This window comes from Actinoplanes siamensis, assembly GCF_016862395.1.
GTDB lineage: Bacteria > Actinomycetota > Actinomycetes > Mycobacteriales > Micromonosporaceae > Actinoplanes > Actinoplanes siamensis.
Genome location: NZ_BOMW01000045.1, coordinates 20,214 through 39,659, shown reverse-complemented (window position 1 = coordinate 39,659; position 19,446 = coordinate 20,214). Strand labels below are relative to the sequence as shown.

Annotated in this window: 17 protein-coding genes; 13 read left to right on the top strand and 4 right to left on the bottom strand. The window is 71.4% G+C overall.

What is annotated here, in order from left to right; all coding sequences use genetic code 11:
* Positions 1-9: 9 nt before the first annotated feature.
* The 11 genes from Asi03nite_RS23290 (at position 10) to hpf (ending at position 11,864) form a co-directional block, all read left to right on the top strand.
* Positions 10-204 carry a Trm112 family protein gene (locus Asi03nite_RS23290; protein WP_203682562.1) on the top strand — a complete coding sequence of 65 codons (195 nt, stop codon included), beginning with the start codon at positions 10-12 and terminating at the stop codon, positions 202-204.
* Positions 204-1,427, top strand: coding sequence for an SIS domain-containing protein (locus Asi03nite_RS23285; RefSeq protein ID WP_203682561.1), 1,224 nt, complete (start codon positions 204-206; stop codon positions 1,425-1,427). Before Asi03nite_RS23290 ends, Asi03nite_RS23285 begins: the two co-directional genes overlap by 1 nt.
* Entirely contained in the window at positions 1,424-2,386 is a 963-nt protein-coding gene (locus Asi03nite_RS23280) for a cation diffusion facilitator family transporter (RefSeq protein WP_203682560.1), read from the top strand. Before Asi03nite_RS23285 ends, Asi03nite_RS23280 begins: the two co-directional genes overlap by 4 nt.
* Before the next feature lie 76 nt (positions 2,387-2,462).
* Positions 2,463-3,647 carry a mannose-6-phosphate isomerase, class I gene (gene manA / locus Asi03nite_RS23275; RefSeq protein WP_373872150.1) on the top strand — a complete coding sequence of 395 codons (1,185 nt, stop codon included), beginning with the start codon at positions 2,463-2,465 and terminating at the stop codon, positions 3,645-3,647.
* A gap of 1,078 nt (positions 3,648-4,725) precedes the next feature.
* Positions 4,726-5,574 (top strand): helix-turn-helix domain-containing protein, encoded by an 849-nt coding sequence (locus Asi03nite_RS23270; protein WP_203682559.1) that lies wholly within the window; start codon positions 4,726-4,728, stop codon positions 5,572-5,574.
* 53 nt (positions 5,575-5,627) lie between these two features.
* Positions 5,628-5,831 carry a DUF397 domain-containing protein gene (locus tag Asi03nite_RS23265; protein ID WP_203682558.1) on the top strand — a complete coding sequence of 68 codons (204 nt, stop codon included), beginning with the start codon at positions 5,628-5,630 and terminating at the stop codon, positions 5,829-5,831.
* A gap of 173 nt (positions 5,832-6,004) precedes the next feature.
* Positions 6,005-6,694: an MtrAB system response regulator MtrA gene (gene mtrA / locus Asi03nite_RS23260; protein ID WP_122976451.1), complete on the top strand. Its 690-nt coding sequence runs from the start codon at positions 6,005-6,007 to the stop codon at positions 6,692-6,694.
* A gap of 29 nt (positions 6,695-6,723) precedes the next feature.
* A complete protein-coding gene (mtrB, locus tag Asi03nite_RS23255) occupies positions 6,724-8,370 on the top strand; it encodes an MtrAB system histidine kinase MtrB (protein ID WP_239102872.1) in 1,647 nt (548 codons plus the stop codon).
* Positions 8,370-10,220: an LpqB family beta-propeller domain-containing protein gene (locus Asi03nite_RS23250; RefSeq protein ID WP_203682557.1), complete on the top strand. Its 1,851-nt coding sequence runs from the start codon at positions 8,370-8,372 to the stop codon at positions 10,218-10,220. Before mtrB ends, Asi03nite_RS23250 begins: the two co-directional genes overlap by 1 nt.
* 11 nt (positions 10,221-10,231) lie before the next feature.
* The gene (locus Asi03nite_RS23245; protein WP_203682556.1) at positions 10,232-11,020 is read left to right on the top strand and encodes a ComF family protein; all 789 of its coding nucleotides are present in this window, start codon (positions 10,232-10,234) and stop codon (positions 11,018-11,020) included.
* Between the two features lie 226 nt (positions 11,021-11,246).
* A complete protein-coding gene (gene hpf, locus Asi03nite_RS23240; protein ID WP_203682555.1) occupies positions 11,247-11,864 on the top strand; it encodes a ribosome hibernation-promoting factor, HPF/YfiA family in 618 nt (205 codons plus the stop codon).
* On the opposite strand, the gene Asi03nite_RS23235 is transcribed toward hpf, so the two are convergent.
* Positions 11,848-12,969 carry a GNAT family N-acetyltransferase gene (locus Asi03nite_RS23235; protein ID WP_239102871.1) on the bottom strand — a complete coding sequence of 374 codons (1,122 nt, stop codon included), beginning with the start codon at positions 12,967-12,969 and terminating at the stop codon, positions 11,848-11,850. The two genes, hpf and Asi03nite_RS23235, sit on opposite strands and share 17 nt — an antisense overlap.
* Before the next feature lie 184 nt (positions 12,970-13,153).
* Here Asi03nite_RS23235 and secA point away from each other — a divergent pair, with 184 nt between their 5' ends.
* Entirely contained in the window at positions 13,154-16,072 is a 2,919-nt protein-coding gene (gene secA / locus Asi03nite_RS23230; RefSeq protein ID WP_203682554.1) for a preprotein translocase subunit SecA, read from the top strand.
* Positions 16,073-16,305: 233 nt separating this feature from the next.
* Here the strand turns inward: secA and Asi03nite_RS23225 are convergent, their stop codons facing one another.
* Together Asi03nite_RS23225 and Asi03nite_RS23220 are read right to left on the bottom strand one after the other, a co-directional pair.
* Positions 16,306-16,737: an Rv3235 family protein gene (locus Asi03nite_RS23225; RefSeq protein ID WP_203682553.1), complete on the bottom strand. Its 432-nt coding sequence runs from the start codon at positions 16,735-16,737 to the stop codon at positions 16,306-16,308.
* A gap of 591 nt (positions 16,738-17,328) precedes the next feature.
* Positions 17,329-17,565, bottom strand: coding sequence for a helix-turn-helix domain-containing protein (locus Asi03nite_RS23220; RefSeq protein ID WP_203682552.1), 237 nt, complete (start codon positions 17,563-17,565; stop codon positions 17,329-17,331).
* A 137-nt stretch (positions 17,566-17,702) separates the two neighbouring features.
* On the opposite strand from Asi03nite_RS23220, the gene Asi03nite_RS23215 reads away from it, so the two are divergent.
* The gene (locus Asi03nite_RS23215) at positions 17,703-18,233 is read left to right on the top strand and encodes a DUF6912 family protein (RefSeq protein WP_203682551.1); all 531 of its coding nucleotides are present in this window, start codon (positions 17,703-17,705) and stop codon (positions 18,231-18,233) included.
* Between the two features lie 11 nt (positions 18,234-18,244).
* Here Asi03nite_RS23215 and Asi03nite_RS23210 read toward each other — a convergent pair whose 3' ends face one another.
* Entirely contained in the window at positions 18,245-19,333 is a 1,089-nt protein-coding gene (locus Asi03nite_RS23210) for a hypothetical protein (RefSeq protein ID WP_203682550.1), read from the bottom strand.
* Positions 19,334-19,446 lie beyond the last annotated feature (113 nt).

The following is a 19,446-nucleotide window of genomic DNA, read 5'->3' as shown; positions in this document are numbered from 1 at the left end:
AGTAGATCGGTGGCGCTCGATCCGCAGTTGCTGGAAATCCTGGCCTGCCCGGACACTCATCACGCGCCTCTCGACTACGACGCCGGCGGGCAGACGCTGACGTGCACGGAGTGCGGCCGAATCTTCGACATCAAGGACGACATCCCGATCCTCCTTCTCGACGAGGCCCGTACCGGTGCCGGGGAGAAGGGGGAGGACCACTGATGGTCAATCCGTTGGAGGGCTCCTCGGGGGTCAACGGGCACCGGGTCGCCGACGAGTCGCTGCTCAACGACGAGAAGTCGATGCTCGACAACGACCCGGGCGGGATGCTGCGGGCCACCGCGTCGGCCGGCGCCCAGGTCCGGGAGACCGCGGCGCTGGCCGCCGAGGTCGACCTGACCATGCTCGCCGACGAGGGCCGGCCGCGTGCCGTCGTGGTCGCCGGCATCGGCACCGCCGGCCTCACCGGCAACATCCTGTCCACCGTCGCCGGCCCGCGCTGCCCGGTGCCGATCATCGGGCACCGCAGCGCCGGCATCCCCGGCTGGGTCGGCGCTGCCGACGTGGTGATCGCGGTGTCCGCCTCCGGCCGCAGCCCCGAGGCGCTGGCCGCGGCCGAGGCGGCGGCCCGCCGCGGCGCCCGGCTGGTCGCCATCGGCAATCCGGACTCCGAGCTCGAGGCGGTGGCCGAGCGGGCCCGGGCGCCGTTCATCGGCGTGCCGCGCCGCGCCCCGGCTCGGGCCACGCTCTGGGGCCTGGCCGTCCCGGTGCTGCTCGCCGGCCGTGCGCTGGGCCTGGTCAAGGTCACCGAGGCGGACATCGCCGAGACCGCCACCCGGCTGGACGCGGACGCCGAGCGCTGCCGCCCCGGCGCCGACTCGTTCGTCAACCCGGCCAAGGCGCTCGCCCTCGGCCTGGCCGGCTCGGTGCCGATCGTCTGGGGCTCGTCCCCGCTGGCCACCGTCGCGGCCCGGCGCTTCGCCGACACCCTCGCCGCGAACGCGCGGTACCCGGTGATGGCCGGCGCGCTGGGCGAGGCCGGCCGCGGCCGGGTGGGCCTGCTCGACGGCGTCTTCGGCGGCCTGGCCGAGGGGTCGCGGGACATCTTCGCCGACCCGGACGACGAGGACGAGGCATTGACCCGGCTGCGTCTCGTGGTGCTCCGCGACGGCGGGCTCAACCCGGAGGACGACGCCGACGAGCCGGTCGCCGTCGAGGAGCGCCGGGCGGACGCCATCCAGACTCTCGCCGATCGACGTGGCGTACGCTGCGACGTGCTGACCGCCGAAGGCGGTTCGACGCTGGAGCGGCTGGCCTCGCTTGTCGCGGTGCCCGACTTCGCGTCGTTGTACCTGGCCCTGGCGCATGGCCTGGACCCGATGGCCGTGCCCGCCATCAGCGAGATGAAGGAGCTGTCCAACCCGATGCCAGAGGGACTTTCGTGAGCGCCGAGGGCGGCACCAAGGCGATCATCGCGGCGTTGAGCGCGAACCTGGGTATCGCTGTCACCAAGTTCGGTGCCTGGTTGCTCACCGGCTCGTCGTCCATGCTCGCCGAGTCGATCCACTCGGTCGCCGACTCCGGCAACCAGCTGCTGCTGCTGATCGGTGGCAAGCAGTCGAAGAAGCAGGCCACCCCGGAGCATCCGTTCGGGTACGGGCGGGAGCGCTACGTCTACGCGTTCATCGTCTCCATCGTGCTGTTCAGCGTGGGTGGCCTGTTCGCGCTCTACGAGGCCTGGCACAAGATCCAGCACCCGGAGCCGATCGAGGAATGGAAGTGGGTGCCGGTCGCGGTCCTGGTGGTCGCGATCGCGCTGGAGGGCTACTCGTTCTACACCGCGATCACCGAGTCGAACCGGACCCGCGGCAAGACCTCCTGGGTCGACTACGTCCGCCGGGCGAAGGCGCCGGAGCTGCCGGTGGTGCTCCTGGAGGATGCCGGCGCCCTGGTCGGCCTGGTGCTCGCGCTCTTCGGCGTGGGGATGACGCTGATCACCGGCAACGGCATCTGGGACGGCATCGGCACCGCGGCGATCGGCGTCCTGCTGGTGGCGATCGCGGCGATCCTGGCTGTCGAGACCAAGAGCCTGCTGATCGGCGAGGGGGCCAACCCGGAGACGGTCGAGAAGATCAAGCAGGCCGTGCTGACCGGCGCGGGCATCGAGCGGATCATCCACATGAAGACGCTGCACCTGGGGCCGGAGGAGTTGCTCGTCGCCCTGAAGATCGCGGTGCCGAGGTCGGAGACCGCGGCCGAGGTGGCCCGGCACATCGACGAGACCGAGGTGCGGATCCGGGAGGCGGTTCCGATCGCGCGGGTGATCTACATCGAGCCGGACATTTTCCGGGCCCGTGCGGCCGGCGACGAGACGGTGGCGTCCGCGCCGCCGGTCATCGCCTGACTCCTGCTGTTCGTAGCGCCGGCGTCGTGGGCCACCGCGGCGCCGGCGGCGTCTCCGGGCTGCTAATTTGCCGGGTATGACCGTGTATCCGCTGACCGGAGTAATCCGGCCGTACGCCTGGGGATCCCGGACCGCGATCGCCGAACTCCAGGGCCGCCCTGCCCCCACCGAGGGGCCGGAGGCGGAGCTGTGGCTCGGCGCGCACCCGGGTGACCCGTCCACTGTGCCGGGCCCGGACGGGCCGGTCACCCTGACCACCCTGATCGACAGCGATCCGAGGGCCCAGCTCGGGCCGGCCGTCGCCGAGCGTTTCGGCCCCCGCCTGCCGTACCTGATGAAGGTTTTGGCCGCCGGCGCGCCGCTGTCCCTGCAGGCGCATCCCGATCTGAAGTACGCCGCCGAGGCTTTCGCCCGGCAGGAGGCCGACCCCGCGCTGCCGAAGAACTACACGGACGCCAACCACAAGCCGGAGATGCTTGTCGCGCTGACGCCGTTCGACGCGCTCTGCGGCTTCCGCCCGGCCGGTGTGTCGGCGCGGGTCCTCGCCGAGCTGTCGCTGCCCCAGCTGGAGCCGGTGGTGTCCGTCCTGCGGGCCGGCGACCTGTCCGAGGCGGTCCGCCTGCTGCTCACCTGGCCGGCCGAGGAGCGGCCGGCACTGATCGACGCGGTGGTGGCCGCGGCCGCGGGCTTCCCCGATTCGCATCCGGACGCCGAGTCCTTCCGGCTCGCGATCGATCTGGCCGGCCACTATCCCGGTGACCCCGGCGTGCTGGTCGCGCTGCTGCTCAACCTGGTGCACCTGGCTCCCGGCGAGGCGCTCTGGATGCCGGCCGGGAACCTGCACGCCTACCTGCACGGGCTCGGGGTGGAGCTGATGGCGGCCAGCGACAACGTGCTGCGTGGCGGGCTGACGCCGAAGCGGGTGGACGTGGGCGAGCTGCTCAAGGTGCTGCGCTTCGAGACGCTTGACGATCCGCTGCTGCACGGTACGCAGGTCGAGCCCGGGGTGACCGCCTGGCGGGTGCCGGTGCCGGACTTCGAGATGTACCGGGTGGAGCTCAGCGGCAGCCGCCCGCCGGTGAGGCTGCCCGGTGGCGGGCCGCGGATCCTGCTCGGCGTGTCCGGGGACGTCCACGTCGGTGAGGACCACGGGACTCCTGTGACGTTGCCGCCGGGCACCGCCGCCTTCGCGCCGGCCGGCGCCGGCCGGCTGACCGCCGCGGGCGCCGGCACGCTGTTCGTGGCCGCCGTCCCGGACTGAGCGATCGGGTGTCCGATTGTCGCCCGAATAGGTGCGGTGACTGCTTTCCGTGATCGTCGGCCACACTTTGCGCCGGAAATTTCAGGAAATGCCTTGACATCGCATGTGCGGAGTGTGAATCTATAAGTACGCAGCGTCATTGGTGATCGGGGGGTCCCACGGACGCGCGCGGTACCAAACCGGGGGGATGAACGGGGCGGCGGGTTTCGACCTGTCGCCCCGTTCGCTATCTCCGGATGCCCGGTTCCGGGACGGTCGGGCGCCGGGGTGGCCGATGTCTGTTTCACGGCCCTTTCCGCTCCGATTCCGGAATCGGTGGCGGCCACGTGACCCGCCGATGACACGCCATTTCCGGCGACCCTCACGCTTTTTCGTCGCCGGGCCCGCCCCGGCGACCCGGGAACCGAACCGCCGGCCATTCGCCAACGCTCCGCCGATCCGTTGCAACCCCCGGAACCCGTCTGTTTCCAGGGCCCTCCGGCACGCGTTTTCCGGACCGTCCGGAGCGCGCGCCGGCGAACCACGGAAATGTTGGACGTCATAGCCGTGTCACCACTCGCCGGAGCGTGGGCGGCGCCGGCCGCCCGGCCCTGTGCCCACGCAGTGGGAACCGTCGCGAACCCGTCTCCGGCCGCCGTCCCGATGGCGGGCTCCGGCGCCCGGTCCGCTGCGGCGGCCCGGAGCTGTCCTCGATCGGCGGGGCCGCCGTACGGCGCACGCTCAACAAACCCGCCGAAGACGGCCAGCCGGTGACGAATCACGCCGCCGTCCCGCCAGCGCGCCCGGCGCGACTAGTCACCTGTATGGATGACGATTACGTCACGTGGCCACGCGGCCCCCCAGCCCCGCCCGAGCGCGGCGGGATTCGGTCACCGTCCCGTCGCCGAGCGGCCCCGCAAGCCCTCTACCTGGGCATTGATCGCGAAAAGCCGGCATCCGCCACCGCGGAACGACGGCCGTCATCGTCGCGGAAACACTCCACACGGCCACCGAGTTCGAACCGAGAAGTAGCGCGCTTTCCTTACCGATCGGCACTGCAACTTGCAATGGGCTATTGATGCGCCGATATGGTGGCTCCGTGGCGAGGCCGACATCGACAGCGCGCCGGGAACTCGGCGGCGAATTGCGCCGGCTCCGTGGCGAGCGCCGGGCGGTGGATGTGGCTACCGCGCTGGGCTGGTCGGAGTCGAAGCTGAGCCGGATCGAGACGGCGCACACCGGGATCACCGAGGCGGACCTGGACCGCCTGCTCACCCTGTACGGCGTTCCCGCCCAGGACCGCGGCCGCCTGCGCGACCTGGCCAAACGTGGCCGGGCCCGGGCCTGGTGGACGTCCTACCGCTCGTTCGTCACCGACCCGTACGACGAGTACCTGGCCCTGGAGGGCGAGGCGATCTCGATCTCCCAGTGGGAGGCCCAGGTCATGCCGGGCCTGCTGCAGACCAGCGAGTACGCCCGCGCGGTGATCGAGACCGGCGCCGACGTCGAGGACAGCGAGGTGATCCAGCGCCGGGTCAACGTGCGGATGGACCGCCAGCGGGTGTTCACCCGCGAGCCCCCGGCGACGCTGCGGGTGGTGCTGGACGAGGGGGTCCTGCGCCGCGAGGTGGGCGGCCGGGACGTGCTGGTCCGCCAGCTGACCCGGCTGCACGAGGCCACCGACCGGCCCGGCGTCGAGGTGCTGATCCTGCCGTTCGTGGCCGGCGCGCACGCCGGACTCACCGAATCGTTCCTGGTGCTGGAGTTCCCGGACGGGACGCGTAACCCGGTCGTGCACTCCGAAGGGTTGACCGGCGGTCACTTCCGGGTGAAGCCCGAGGAAATTGACGTTTACCAGGATGCCTTTGATGACCTGCGAGAACGCGCTTTGTCGAAAGAAGAGAGCCGAACGGTCATCGCTGAGACGAGGGATCGTCTCGCTCGTTGAACCCCCGCGGTGCGGTCCAATGGACCTGCATTTTCCATGGAAGGGGAGAAACCATGCAGGACGCCACGATCACTTGGCGTAAGAGCAGCCGGAGTGGCGCTGCTGGGCATTGTGTCGAGGTCGCCAATACTCCGGCAGCGGTGATGGTGCGCGACTCCAAGGACGTCACCGGCCCGGTGCTCAGCTTCGACACGCAGGACTGGACCGGTTTCGTCGCCGGGGTCCGCGCGGGAGAGTTCGACCGGCCCGGCGCGTAACGACGGTTTCGCGCGCCACGGGCGGTCCCGGACCGGGACCGCCCGTTCTTCTGTTTTCCCAGGTTTTCCGGCCCCTCGTGCCTTCTGGGCAGGGTGGTTTTTCGCGTAGGCTGCCGGGCAAGATCGCCCCCGGGTGGCGCGGGGGCCGGGAGGACAGTGCAATATTGGACCGCATGAGAGCCCGGGTACTGGTCGTCGACGACGATCCCGCGTTGGCCGAGATGCTCGGCATCGTCCTGCGCAGTGAGGGTTTCCTGCCCTCGTTCGTGGCGGACGGCGAACGCGCGCTCGCCGCTTTCCGGGAGAACCGCCCGGACATCGTCCTGCTGGATCTGATGCTCCCCGGGATGAGCGGCATCGACGTCGCCCGCGCGATCCGCGCCGAGTCGGGCATCCCGATCGTCATGCTCACCGCGAAGAGCGACACCGTGGACGTGGTGCTCGGCCTGGAGTCCGGCGCCGACGACTACGTGGTGAAGCCGTTCAAGCCCAAGGAGTTGGTCGCCCGGATGCGGGCCCGGCTGCGCCGGGGCGAGGACGCCGCGCCGGAGATGCTCACCATCGGCCCGCCCGGCAACCAGATCAACATCGACGTGCCGGCGCACACCGTGTCCCGGGACGGCGAAGAGGTGAAGCTCACCCCGCTGGAATTCGACCTGCTGGTCGCGCTGGCGCGCAAACCCCGTCAGGTCTTCACCCGCGAGGTCCTGCTGGAGCAGGTCTGGGGCTACCGGCACGCGGCCGACACCCGCCTGGTCAACGTGCACGTGCAGCGGCTGCGGGCGAAGATCGAGCCGGACCCCGAGCGGCCGGAGATCATCCTGACGGTCCGGGGTGTCGGCTACAAGGCGGGCACCGGCTAGTCGCCGCGGGGGGCTAACCTTGCCGCGTTATGCGCGCTCCGGCCTGGCTTCCCCTGCCCGTGCGCCGCGTCCTGCGTGTGGCGCGGCGCTCCTGGCGCGTGGTCGCCGTCCGCCTGGAGAGGTACACCGCGCCGGTGCGCCGCTCCTGGCGCCGCTCGCTGCAGGTCCGCGTGGTGACCCTGACGCTGCTCGCGTCCAGCCTGCTGGTCGGCACGTTCGGCTGGTTCGTCGCGGCGCAGAGCGCCAAGATCCTGCTCAACCGCGCCCAGGACGAGGTCTCGGCGTCCCTGGAGCGCAAGGTGGTGTGGGCCTCCCAGCAGCTCACCGTGCACCCCCAGGCGTATGACCCGGAGCTGCCCGCCACGATCAGCGAGACCGTCAACGAGCTCTACGACGGCGACCAGGCCGGCGACAGCGGCACCGTGGTGTCGATCCGCGCCCAGCACTACCCCGAGCTGGAGCCGCAGACCGTGCCGGCGGTCGACACCGGCCAGCTGATCACCCCGGCGATGATCCGTTCGGTCGCCGACGACGCGCAGGTCGCGCAGCAGATCCGCACGGTCGGGATAAATGGCAGGCAGACCAAGTTCCTGGTGTACGGGTCGCCCGTGCCGGCCAAGTTCGGGCACGTCGAGCTCTACTACGCGGTCCCGCTGACCACCGAGGACCGCGCCGCCAACCAGATCCGCACCACCGTGCTGGTCACCGGCTTGGCCCTGGTGATCCTGCTGGGCGTGGTGGCCGGCCTGGTGACCCGGCTGGTGGTGACCCCGGTGCGGGTGGCCGCGCGCACCGCGCAGCGTCTCTCGGCCGGCCTGCTGGACCAGCGGATGAAGGTGGAGGGCGAGGACGACCTGGCCCTGCTCGCCGCCGCGTTCAACCAGATGGCGGCCAACCTGCAGCGGCAGATCGTCCGGCTGGAGGAGATGTCCCGGCTGCAGCGGCGCTTCACCTCGGACGTGTCGCACGAACTACGCACCCCGCTCACCACGGTGCGGATGGCGGCCGATCTGATCTTCTCGGAGCGCGAGGAGTTCGACCCGGCCGTGGCGCGCAGCGCCGAGCTGCTGCAGGCCGAACTGGACCGGTTCGAGGACCTGCTCACCGACCTGCTGGAGATCAGCCGGTTCGACGCCGGGTTCGCCGCGCTGGACGCCGAGCACACCGATCTGGTCCCGATCGTGCGCCGGGTCGCCGACCGGCTCACCGGGCTGGCCGAGCGGGTCGGCGTGGAGCTCGAGCTGCACCTGCCGGACTCCCCGGTGATCGCCGAGGTGGACCCGCGCCGGGTCGAGCGGGTGCTGCGCAACCTGGTCGGCAACGCGGTCGAGCACGGCGAGGCCCGGCCGGTGCAGATCACCATGGCCACCGACGACGCCGCGGTCGCGATCACCGTCCGCGACCACGGCATCGGGCTCAAGGCCGGCGAGGAGCGCCTCGTTTTCAACCGGTTCTGGCGGGCCGACCCGTCCCGGGCCCGGCAGACCGGCGGCACCGGCCTGGGCCTGTCGATCAGCGCGGAGGACGCCCGGCTGCACGGCGGCTGGCTGGAGGCGTGGGGCGCGCCCGGCGAGGGCGCCCAGTTCCGGCTCACCCTGCCGGTCCGGGCCGGTGACCGGCTGGTCGCCGCCCCGCTGCCGCTGATCCCGCTGGACCGCACGGCGGAGGTGAGCTGATGCGACGGCGTTCCTCGGCGATCGCGTTGCCGGCAGTGGTGGCGCTGGTGGCGATGCTGACCGGCGCCTGCGGGATACCTGACGACACCGGGGTCACCGTGGCCGGTCCCGGGCCGTCCACCGGCACCAGCTCCAACGACGCGCACGGCGGCACCGAGGTGACCCGGGAGAGCGCGTCCATCGATCCGGTGCTGTTCGTGCAGAACTACTACCTGAAGGCAGCGGCCGGCGACCTCGACTCGGCGGCCGCCCGGCTGCGCAAGTTCATGACCAAGGAGGCGGCCCGCCAGTTCAAGCCCAGCGGCAACGAGCTGTCGGTGATCCGCCTGGTCGACAAGCCGCTCAACACGCCGGGCAGCGACGTGGTCGAGCTGACCTACGAGCGGGTCGGCACGCTCGACAAGTTCGGGCTGCTGGAGCCGGCGACGGAGACCCGCCAGGACACGTACAAGATCAAGGTCGGTCATGTCGCGGGGGAGAACGGCCTGTTCGTCACCGAGGCCCCGCCGGCCCTGCTGATCGACGACCGCGCGCTGAACGACTTCTACGAAGAGCAGACGATCTACTTCTGGAACACCGACTACACCTGGCTCGTGCCCGACGTGCGGTACATGCCGCTCGCGGTGCCCACCGAGCAGCGGCCCACCACGGTGCTGAACTGGTTGGTCAACGGCCCGGCCCCGTGGCTGTCGGTCTCCGACCTGGCGGACGGGACCACGCTGATCGGCAAGGTCGTCGAGGTCAGCGACAACAAGTACCGGATCACCCTGAGCACCCAGGCGTTGCCGGCCACCGAGACCGCCGAGGCGCTGGACCGGCTGCGCCGGCAGCTGCAGTGGTCGCTGCGGCCGCTGCTGCCCGACGCCGAGCTGGTGCTCACGGTCGGCCACCAGGATGCCGGGTCGTATTCCGACGAGGACTACCTGAACAGCAACCGGGTGGCCCGGATGCCTGCCGAGCCGGAGCAGTTCGTGGTGTACGGCGGCAGGATCCGCCGGCTCTCCGAGACGCCCAGCGCGGTCTCCCAGCCGCCGGTGCTGGAGCCGGAGGAGAACAAGGGCATCCGGTCCGCCGCGATGAGCGCCTCGGTCACGCACAACTTCGCGGCCGTGGTGAGCCACGGCAAGGCCGACTCGCTGCGGGTGGCGGCCGCCCCGACCGGCTCGCGGGCGGCCCTGCAGCCGGTCGGCGACCTGCCCGGCACGCTCGGCGAGCCGGCCTGGGCGATCACCCGCAACGGCTCGGCCGGTGGCGCGATCGGCCTGATCACCGGCGGCGGCAAGCTGTACTCGTTCGCTCCGGGAAAGGGCGCCGCCCACCAGATCCCGTGGACCGGCCAGGGGACGAACATCACGGCTGTCGCGGTGGCGCCGGACGGCCGCCGGGTGGCCCTGGTGGTGGACGGCAAGCTGTACCGGGCGGCGCTCAACACCAGCGGCGACACGCCGTCGCTGGGCACCCCGCAGCAGATCCGCCCGGCCGACCTGCGCTCGGTCAGCGCGGTCGGCTTCAACAGCGAGGGCTGGCTGACCGTGGCCGGCGTCCGGTCGGCGGACAAGCGGGTGACGATCGTCGACGTGTCCATCGACGGCGCGCTGCAGTCCGGCCGGCTGTCCGACCTCGGTGACAAGCCTGTCGACTCGCTGAGCGTCTACCCGGCGAACCCGATGGAGTCGAACCCGAGCAGCGGCCGGGCGTACACCCGGTTCGTCTCCTACTCGTTCGACGGCAAGGCCTGGGAGGCACTGTCCCGGCCCACCCTGATCGGCGTGGACCGGCTCGCCGGGCCGAACCCGTCCGGCAGTCCGGCCGGCAACACCGTGCCCACCGCGCCCTTCTACCTCGACTGACGGTCCCCGGCGTGCGCACCCTGCTCGGCGACCTGGCGGACCTGATCCTGCCGGGCACGTGCGCGGGTTGCGGCGCCGACCGCACCCGGCTGCTCCACGGCGCCTGCTCGGTGTGCGTGGCCGAGCTGGAAGCCCTGCGGCCGTACCGGACGGCGCCGAGCCCGCCGCCGCCCGGGTTCCCGCCCTGCGTGGCGGTCGGTCCCTACGGTGGCGCGCTGCGGGGAGCCCTTCTGGCGTACAAGGAGAAGGGTCGTCATCGCCTCGCCGGGCCGCTCGGCGCGTTGCTGGCCGGCGCCGCCGCGGAGATCGCGCCACCCGGACAGCCGATAGTGATCATCCCGGTCCCGTCCACCCGGGCGGCCCGGCGCGAGCGCTACGGCGACCACATGATCCGTCTGACCCGGCATGCCGTGCGCCGGCTGCGTGCCGCCGGCTGGCCGGCGCGGGTCGAGCAGCCGCTGCGGGCGCTGCCCAGGCCCGACTCCACGTCACTGGACGCCGCCGGTAGGTCCGCGGCCGCTGTCAATTCGCTGCGAATCAACCCGGCCCGAATCGGCAATCCGCGGCGCGGCGGCGCGATGCGAGGCACCCTGATGGTAGTGGACGACATCGTCACCACCGGGGCCACGCTGGCCGCGGCGGTACGTCGTCTTGAGGAGGCGGACATGCAGGTCACGGGCGCCGCGGTATTGGCAGCGACACGACTTCGCCGCAACTGTCCGCCCCCATTGTCTGCGGTCAACCCTCGGTGCGCCGATAGAGGCGAAGGTCAGCCTTCCGGTATCCCCAACCAGGGGTGACTCGCAGGGATCGGCAGGTTAGCGTCTAGGTGACGAGGGTAGGGTTCATCAACTCACCCACCCACCGGGAGAGCGTTTCTCGCCGCACCGGAAAGGAGTCGTCTCACCCACTTTGCCGCGCGCCGCTCTTGCTCTCTCTCATCTTCAGTGCGCGGCGTCCTTCTGGAGGCAACACGATGCGCCGGCAGCCGGCGCCCCATGCACAACACGTTGGGGGAGGTCACGAGTGGACATTGTCGTCAAGGGCCGCAACGTAGAGGTTCCCGACCACTATCGAGAGCACGTCGCCGACAAGCTGAGCAAGATCGAGCGGTACGACCAGAAGCTGATGCGGGTCGACGTGGAGCTGTTCCACGAACGGAACCCGCGCCAGTCCGACACCTGCCAGCGGGTCGAGATCACGGTCATGACCAAGGGCCCGGTGGTTCGCGCCGAGGCTCAGGCACAGGATTTCTACGCAGCTCTGGACTGCGCCATCAACAAGCTGGACGCCCGGCTGCGCCGTTCCGCCGACCGGCGCCGCGTCCACCGCGGACGGCACGCGCCAGTCTCGGTCGCCGCCGCCACCGCGAACCTTCCCACCGACCTGACCAGGGGTGGCACCACCACGCTGACGGCCCAGCCAGAGGCTGAGGAGTTGGCCGAGCACGACGAGAACCAGCCGTGGCGCATCGTTCGCGAGAAGGAGCACTCCGGCGAGCCGATGACCGTCGACGACGCGCTCTTCCAGATGGAACTGGTGGGACACGACTTCTACCTGTTCCAGGACAAGGAGAGCGGCCGCCCCAGCGTCGTCTACCGCCGTCGAGGCTACGACTACGGGATCCTCAGCCTGGCTGTGTGAGTTCTCCGCCGGAGGCCTGCGCGAGCAGGTCTTCGGCGAACAGCACGAACTGGACGTCGTCGTGACGGGTGCCGGCCACGCCGGGCAGCCGCGAGCGCAGGTATGCCTCGCGCCGGAAACCGGCTTTCTCCAGCACCCGTTGCGATCCCAGGTTCTCCGGCAGCGTGCCGGCGATCAGCCGGGCGATCCCGGTCTCTGCGAAGGTCCAGAGCGCTACCAGTTTCGCCGCCCGGGTGGTGAGGCCGCGGCCACGGAACTCGGGCAGCATGCTGTAGCCGATCATCGCCTGCGCGGTGCGCGGCTCCTGGTAGTAGAGCGAGATCTCGCCGGCCGGCGCGCCGCTCGCGGCGTCCACCACGACCATGTCCGCCCGGTGGCCGGCCAGCCAGTGCGCGGCCGCCCGGAAACAGCGCAGGCGCACCTCGTCCGGCTCCGGCGCCACCGGCGGCACGCTGGTGGCCACCACGTCCGGCCGGCCGTGCAGGTCGGCGTAGAACGCCACGTCATCCTCGCCGAGCGGGCGCAGCGTCACCACGCCGTCGGTCAGCTCGCCGCCGGGCAGGTCGGGCAGCAGCCGCTCGGCCGGCTCGCCGGAGTCGCCGGCCAGCCGGGAGTAGACCAGCACGTCGTCGCGCCCGCCGGCCGGGTTGGGCAGCGCGCCGCGCCGCTCGCCCTCACGGGTGTAGCCGGCGGCCAGCGCCACGCGCTGCGCCACCGGGTTGTCCTGGTGGATCAACAGCTCCAGGCGCGCCAGACGGGGCATTCCGGGCGCGCCGGTGAGGACCTGCTCGCTCAGGGCGCGCAGGGCGGCGGTCGCGATCCCGCGGCGTCGCGCGTGCGGCCCCACCCAGAACCGGGCCTCGGCGGAGCCTCGACCGGGGCGGAGCTGGTCCAGATCGATGCCGCCGACCGGCTGGCCGCCTCCGGCGATTATCGCGTACGAGAAGTCGCTGGTCTCCCCGGTGATCCGCGGAAGGAACCGGCGGCCCGGCGCGTCGTCGCGGGTCGCGGCGAACGCCGCCTCGTCGAGCGGGCCGAGAGCGCGCAGGCTCACCTCGTCGAGCGGGCCGAGAGCGCGCAGGCTCACCTCGTCGTGCTGATCCACCGCGCCATCCTTTCTCAGACTCGCCCGGGCGCCAAACGGGTTCCAAACGGTCGTCAGCTCCGCTGTCAGCGAACTTCCTGACACCTTAAGTCCCTTTTGTGAGATTAGCGGGAGGCTCGGGTCACAGCCTCCCGGAGAAGGTGCCTACGATGGTTCGGCAGACTGTCTAGGGGAGCGCTGACCCGTGTCGATATTGGAAAAGATCCTCCGTGCCGGCGAAGGCCGCATGGTACGCCGGCTCAAGGCGATCGCGGACGCGGTCAACTCGATCGAGGATGACTACGTCGACCTCACCGACGACGAGTTGCGCGAGTGCACCGAGCAGTTCAAACAGCGCTATCGGGACGGCGAGTCACTCGACTCGCTGCTCCCGGAGGCGTTCGCGGTGGCCCGGGAGGGCGCCAAGCGGGTGCTCGGCCAGCGGGCCTACGACGTCCAGTTGATGGGCGGCGCCGCGCTGCACTTCGGCAACATCCCGGAGATGAAGACCGGTGAGGGCAAGACCCTGACCGGCGTGTTCCCGGCCTACCTCAACGCGTTGAGCGGCGACGGCGTGCACATCATCACGGTCAACGACTACCTCGCCCAGCGTGACGCCGAGTGGGTCGGGCGGGTGCACGTGTTCCTCGGCCTGACCGTCGGCGTGATCCTGCCGAACCGGCCGGCCGCCGAGCACCGCGCCGCCTACCAGTGCGACATCACGTACGGGACGAACAACGAGTTCGGCTTCGACTACCTGCGCGACAACATGGCCTGGTCGAAGGACGAACTGGTGCAGCGCGGGCACAACTTCGCGATCGTCGACGAGGTGGACTCCATCCTCATCGACGAGGCACGCACCCCGCTGATCATCTCCGGTCCGGCCGAGCACTCCCAGCGGTGGTACGCGGAGTTCGCCGCCATCGTGAAACGGCTGGAGCGCGGCAAGGACGGCTCCGGCGACTACGAGGTCGACGAGGCCAAGCGCACCGTGGCGATCACCGAGCGCGGCGTCTCCCGGGTCGAGGACCGGATCGGCATCGACAACCTGTACGAGTCGGTGAACACCCCGCTGGTCGGGTACCTGAACAACGCCATCAAGGCCAAGGAGCTGTACAAGCGCGACAAGGACTACATCGTCAGCCCGGAGGGCGAGGTCCTGATCGTCGACGAGTTCACCGGCCGCATCCTGCACGGCCGCCGCTACAACGAGGGCATGCACCAGGCCATCGAGGCGAAGGAGGGGGTGGAGGTCAAGCAGGAGAACCAGACCCTGGCGACCGTCACCCTGCAGAACTACTTCCGCCTCTACTCCAAGCTCGGCGGCATGACCGGTACCGCGCAGACCGAGGCCGGCGAGTTCAACAGCGTCTACAAGGTCGGCGTGGTGTCCATCCCGACGCACCGCCCGATGATCCGGATCGACCACCCGGACGTCATCTACAAGACCGAGAAGGCCAAGTTCAACGCGGTCATCGAGGACATCGCCGAGCGGCACTCCACCGGCCAGCCGGTCCTGGTCGGCACGGTCTCCGTGGAGAACTCGGAGATCCTCTCCCACCTGCTGCGCCGCCGCGGCATCCCGCACAGCGTGCTGAACGCGAAGTTCCACGCGCAGGAAGCCACGATCATCGCGCAGGCCGGCCGCAAGGGCGCCGTCACGGTGGCCACCAACATGGCCGGCCGCGGCACCGACATCCTGCTCGGCGGCAACCCCGACTTCCTCGCCGCGCAGGAGCTGGCCCAGCGCGGGCTCGACCCGGTGGAGAACCCGGAGGAGTACGCGAAGGCACTGGAGGAGGTCCTCCCGGTCGTCAAGGAGGCCTGCGAGGCGGAGCAGGCCGAGGTGCAGGCCGCCGGTGGGCTCTACGTCCTGGGCACCGAGCGGCACGACTCCCGGCGCATCGACAACCAGCTGCGCGGCCGCTCCGGCCGGCAGGGCGACCCGGGCGAGTCCCGGTTCTACCTGTCGCTGCAGGACGACCTGATGAAGCGGTTCCGGGCGGGCGCGGTCGAGGCCGTCATGGAGCGGTTCAACATCCCCGAGGACGTGCCGATCGAGTCCAAGATGGTGACCCGGCAGATCCGCAGCGCGCAGACCCAGATCGAGGCGCAGAACGCCGAAATCCGGAAGAACGTGCTGAAGTACGACGAGGTGATGAACAAGCAGCGGCAGGTCATCTACGCCGAGCGCAAGCGCGTGCTCGACGGTGAGGACATGCACGACCAGGTCACCAACATGATCGACGACGTGATCACGGACGTCGTCACCGCGGCCACCTCCGACGGGTACGCCGAGGACTGGGACCTGGAGCAGCTCTGGACCAACCTGAAGCGGCTCTTCCCGGTCACCCTCACCATCGAGGACCTGATCGAGCAGTCCGGTGGCGAGCGCAACGCGATCGACCAGGAGTTCCTGGTCGCGCAGCTCAAGCAGGACGCGCAGGCGGCGTACGCGGCCCGCGAGGAGGAGCTGGGCTCCGAGGCGGTGCGGGAGCTGGAGCGGCAGGTGCTGCTCGCGGTGATCGACCGCAAGTGGCGCGAGCACCTCTACGAGATGGACTACCTGCAGGAGGGCATCAGCCTGCGGGCCTACGCGCAGCGCGACCCGGTGGTCGAGTACCAGCGCGAGGGCTTCGACATGTTCAACCAGATGATGGAGGGCATCAAGGAGGAGGCTGTCGGCTTCGTCTTCAACCTGGAGGTCCAGGTCGAGGAGCAGCCCTCGGTCACGCTCGACCCGTCGCAGGCGTTCGAGCTGCCCAAGGTCGGCGAGGTTCCGGACGACACCCCGGTCGAGGAGCCGCACGACCACGTCGAGGTCCGCGCCAAGGGTCTCGGCGGCGGCACCCGCCCGCAGAACCTGCAGTACACGGCCCCGGCGATCGATGGCGAGGCGGGCGGCGGCCGCCCGGTGATCCAGCAGCCGCAGCAGCCCGAGGTGCCGTCGGCGTTCACCCCGGGCGGCTCGCCGATCCCGGCCAACCCGGCCCACACCACGGCCGGCCGCCACACGGCGCCCGGCCAGTCCGAGTCGAACGGCCCGTCCCGCAACGCGCCGTGCTACTGCGGCTCGGGCAAGAAGTACAAGCGCTGCCACGGCGCCCCGGGCGGGGCCGCCTGACCCAGGGCTCGCCCGCGACATCTGCCGAACGGCCCGCGCCCGGCTTCTGCCGGCCCGCGGGCCGTCCGCGTTCCCGGCGGGCCCGCGCACCGTCCGCGAACGCGGAGTTTGGAACCCGGGGCGCCCACCGCCTGTGTCGCTCGCCAGGCGCCCCGGGGCCTGCCCTGCTGACCCGCGGCAGCCGCCTGCCCGCGACCGGCCCTACCCGCGACCGGCCCTGCCCGCGACCGGCCCTAGATGAGCCGCAGCGTCGTCGCGCACCAGGCGTCCTTGTGCAGCTCCAGCCGCAGCGCCATGGCCCACGTGCGCTCGCCGGTGACCAGGGCGACCGCCACTTCCACGGCACCGGTCCGTGGCTCGCAGAGGTGCACCTTGAGCACCGCCACCGGCGCCGCGCGTTGGAGCCGCCGATCGCCGCCCCGCCGGGACCGCCGCATCTCGGCCACCCGGCGCGCCCCGGCCAGCCCTTCCGCGACCACCTCGGCCGCTTCGGCCGGCAGCGTCAGCCGCCGCAGGTGAGCCGCCGGCCGGTACCCGTTGAGCACCTCGACGCACATGCGAACGAACCGCTTGACGGCCAGCTTCGCGTCCCCGGAAGCCCCCATCGGCGCCGTCGTGCCGCTCGCCGCCGTCGTGCCGCTCGCCGCCGTCGTGCCGCGCGGCACCGGAGAGATCCCGTGGACCGCCACCCCGCAGTCCGCGGCACCGCCCCCGGCTCGCTCACGCTTCCGGCCCTGAGCGCGCCCACCGACAGCACCGGACCCGACGCCGTGGCCGAAGCCCGCCGACCCGGCCAACTCCGACCCGGGCGGCCCGGCCCCAGCCAGGACGGGTGCTGCGCCAGTCCCCGCCGATCCAGACATTCCAGCCACGGCTGAGCCGGCCCCTGCCGATCCAGACGCTCCGGCCGCCGCGGACCCGGGCGGCCCGGCCCCGGTCGATCCCGCCCACCCGGACGCCGCCGGCTGTGCCCAGTCCAACGCCAACTGGTGCCTCACCGGCCACAAGTCCGGCATCGACTCATCGTCGAAGGGTGGTTCATACCGAGGAACCGGGCGCAGGCGAATCGTCGGCCGCGCCCCGGCGGATGCGCTGGCGACCGCCGACCGCATCTCCACCGCCAATCCCCGCATCGGCAATCCCTCCATCGGCAGATCTTGCGTTTGCCTCCGTTTGCTTGCGATGAAGGAAGTCTGCTCCCGATCGCCACTGCCCGTCAACGCCACCGAGCGCATCCGGAAAGAGGCACAAAAACCTCATTCCGCAGGCGGCGTCTCCCGCTCGCCCATCGGGTTGTCGCGCACCCAGGCAGCGGTCTCCGCGTACTTCGACTGGATGTATTCCTCCAGCTTGGCCCGCTCGACCCGCCACTGGCCGCGGCCGCCGATCTTGATCGCGGGCAGCTCGCCGCTGCGGACCATGTGATAGACCTGCGAGTCCGAGACGTTCAGCTCGGCGGCCACGTCGGACAGCAACAGGAACCGGGCCTCCACGTGGCCTCCCACTCTCTTCGCTACGGCAGCTTGAGTTTGCCACCGTTTGCCGCCACCAACATCCCGGGTGACCACGATCCGGAGAGGCCTGGTGGAATGGGCCTCTCCCGGCCCGCGGCGGCGGTGTACTGACCGGGATGGCGAAGCAGGAGGAGAACGTGCCGATCACCGAGCTGGTCCGGGTCTACATGCCGGCCACCCTGCCGATGCTGGCGGCCCTGCGGGCGGACGGCCGGCTCGGCGACGGCGCGACGCAGGCGCACGCGGTGACCCCCGCGCTGCGGGAGTGGTATGCCGAGGGTGACGAGGAGGAGCTGGAGTACGTGGCCTTCACCCGCGCCGCCCAGGGCGCCCTGCGACTGCTCCGGCACGACGGCGAGGCTCCGCGCCGCCGGGTGGTCGTCTCGGCGGACGTGCCGGCCGCCACGTTGGTCCGCGAGGACGTGGAGCTCGGCTCCAGCACCGTCCGGCTGCCCGAGCCGGTCCAGCTGGCCCAGGTCGCGAGCATCCACGTGGACGGCGCCGAGGCGCTGGAGGCGGTCGCGTCCGCCGCCGAGGTGGTCGAGGAGGCCCTCGCCGGCGACCCGGACGCCCAGTTCACCGTCGACGGTGCCGAGGACCACGAGCTGGAGTGGTACGCCGTCTCCGAACTCGACGAACTGCTCTGACGACCGGACCCTCAGGACCGCTCGCCGCCGGCCGCGGCCCCGGCGGGCCTCTCCCCGTCGACTGAATCCGGCTCCGCCTTCGTGGACGCCGCCGGGGTGTCCTCGGGGCCCCTGGCGGGCACGGCCGCGACGGCGGGCGCGGTGTCCGGGGTGTCCGACCGGGCCGCCGGGGCCGGCTCGTCCTCCTCCTCGTCGTCCGTGGGGGAGATGGTGCGGCCGACCGAGACCATCGCCGTGAACGCTCCGACGAAGAGGACGATCAGCGCGCTGTTGAGCCGGTTGGTGCTGAGGATCTGCTGGACCGACTTCTCCAGCTCGCTCACCTTGCCGGCCAGGTCGAGCACCTGCGCCCCGGCGGTCCGGGTGAGGATCTCGGCGATCACCGCCAGCACGCCCGGCCCGGCGCCCGCCGTCAGGTAGAGCGGCCAGCGCAGGTCCGCGCCGGCCCGCCGGCCGGCGCGGCGCAGCACCGCGAACACGATCAGGCCGGCGGCCACCCCGCTGAGCGTGGCCTGCCCGTACGCGAAGTACTGGTTGGCGTGCGCCGCGGCCTCGGTGGTGTCGTTGCCGAGCAGGTCGAGCACCGGGTCCTGGACGAACTGCTCGTTGAGCACCAGGCCGACCACGAAGACGCCGAGCGTGGCCCACCCGGCCGCGGCGATCACCGGCGGGATGCGCAGGCCGGCCAGCGCGCCGCCGATGGTGGCCGCGGCGGCCACCGTCCCGCCGACCGCGGCGTAGATCGTGCCGTCGGTGTTGATGGTGACCACCGGGATGGCGCAGAGCACGCCGACCAGCAGCCCGGTGCCGGTGCCCAGCGCGAACCGGGTGGTCGCGCCGAGCGGGCGGCGGACGCTGAGCAGGGTGAGCGCCAACAGGGGGAGGGCCGCGCCGGCCACCACGGCCGCGGAGACCGCGCCGGGCAGCGCGTACGCCGTGGAGGTGACCTCCATCGCGGCGTCCGCCCAACTGGTGATTTTGGCGCGGGCCGAGGCGAGCATCCCAGCCGTCCACGCGAGTGCGGCCACCGCCAGCAGGATCGCGGTGAGCCGCGAGACCTCGCGGGTCTCCGGTGCGGACTGGGGCTCGGGGTCGGTCATGAGGGCCAGGGTAATAGGCGAACCTGCGAGGACCGGACCGGCCGTACGGGACCGCGACGGTGGACGGAACGGACATCGTCCAGCGCTTCCGGGCGTACCGAATCAATCGGTTC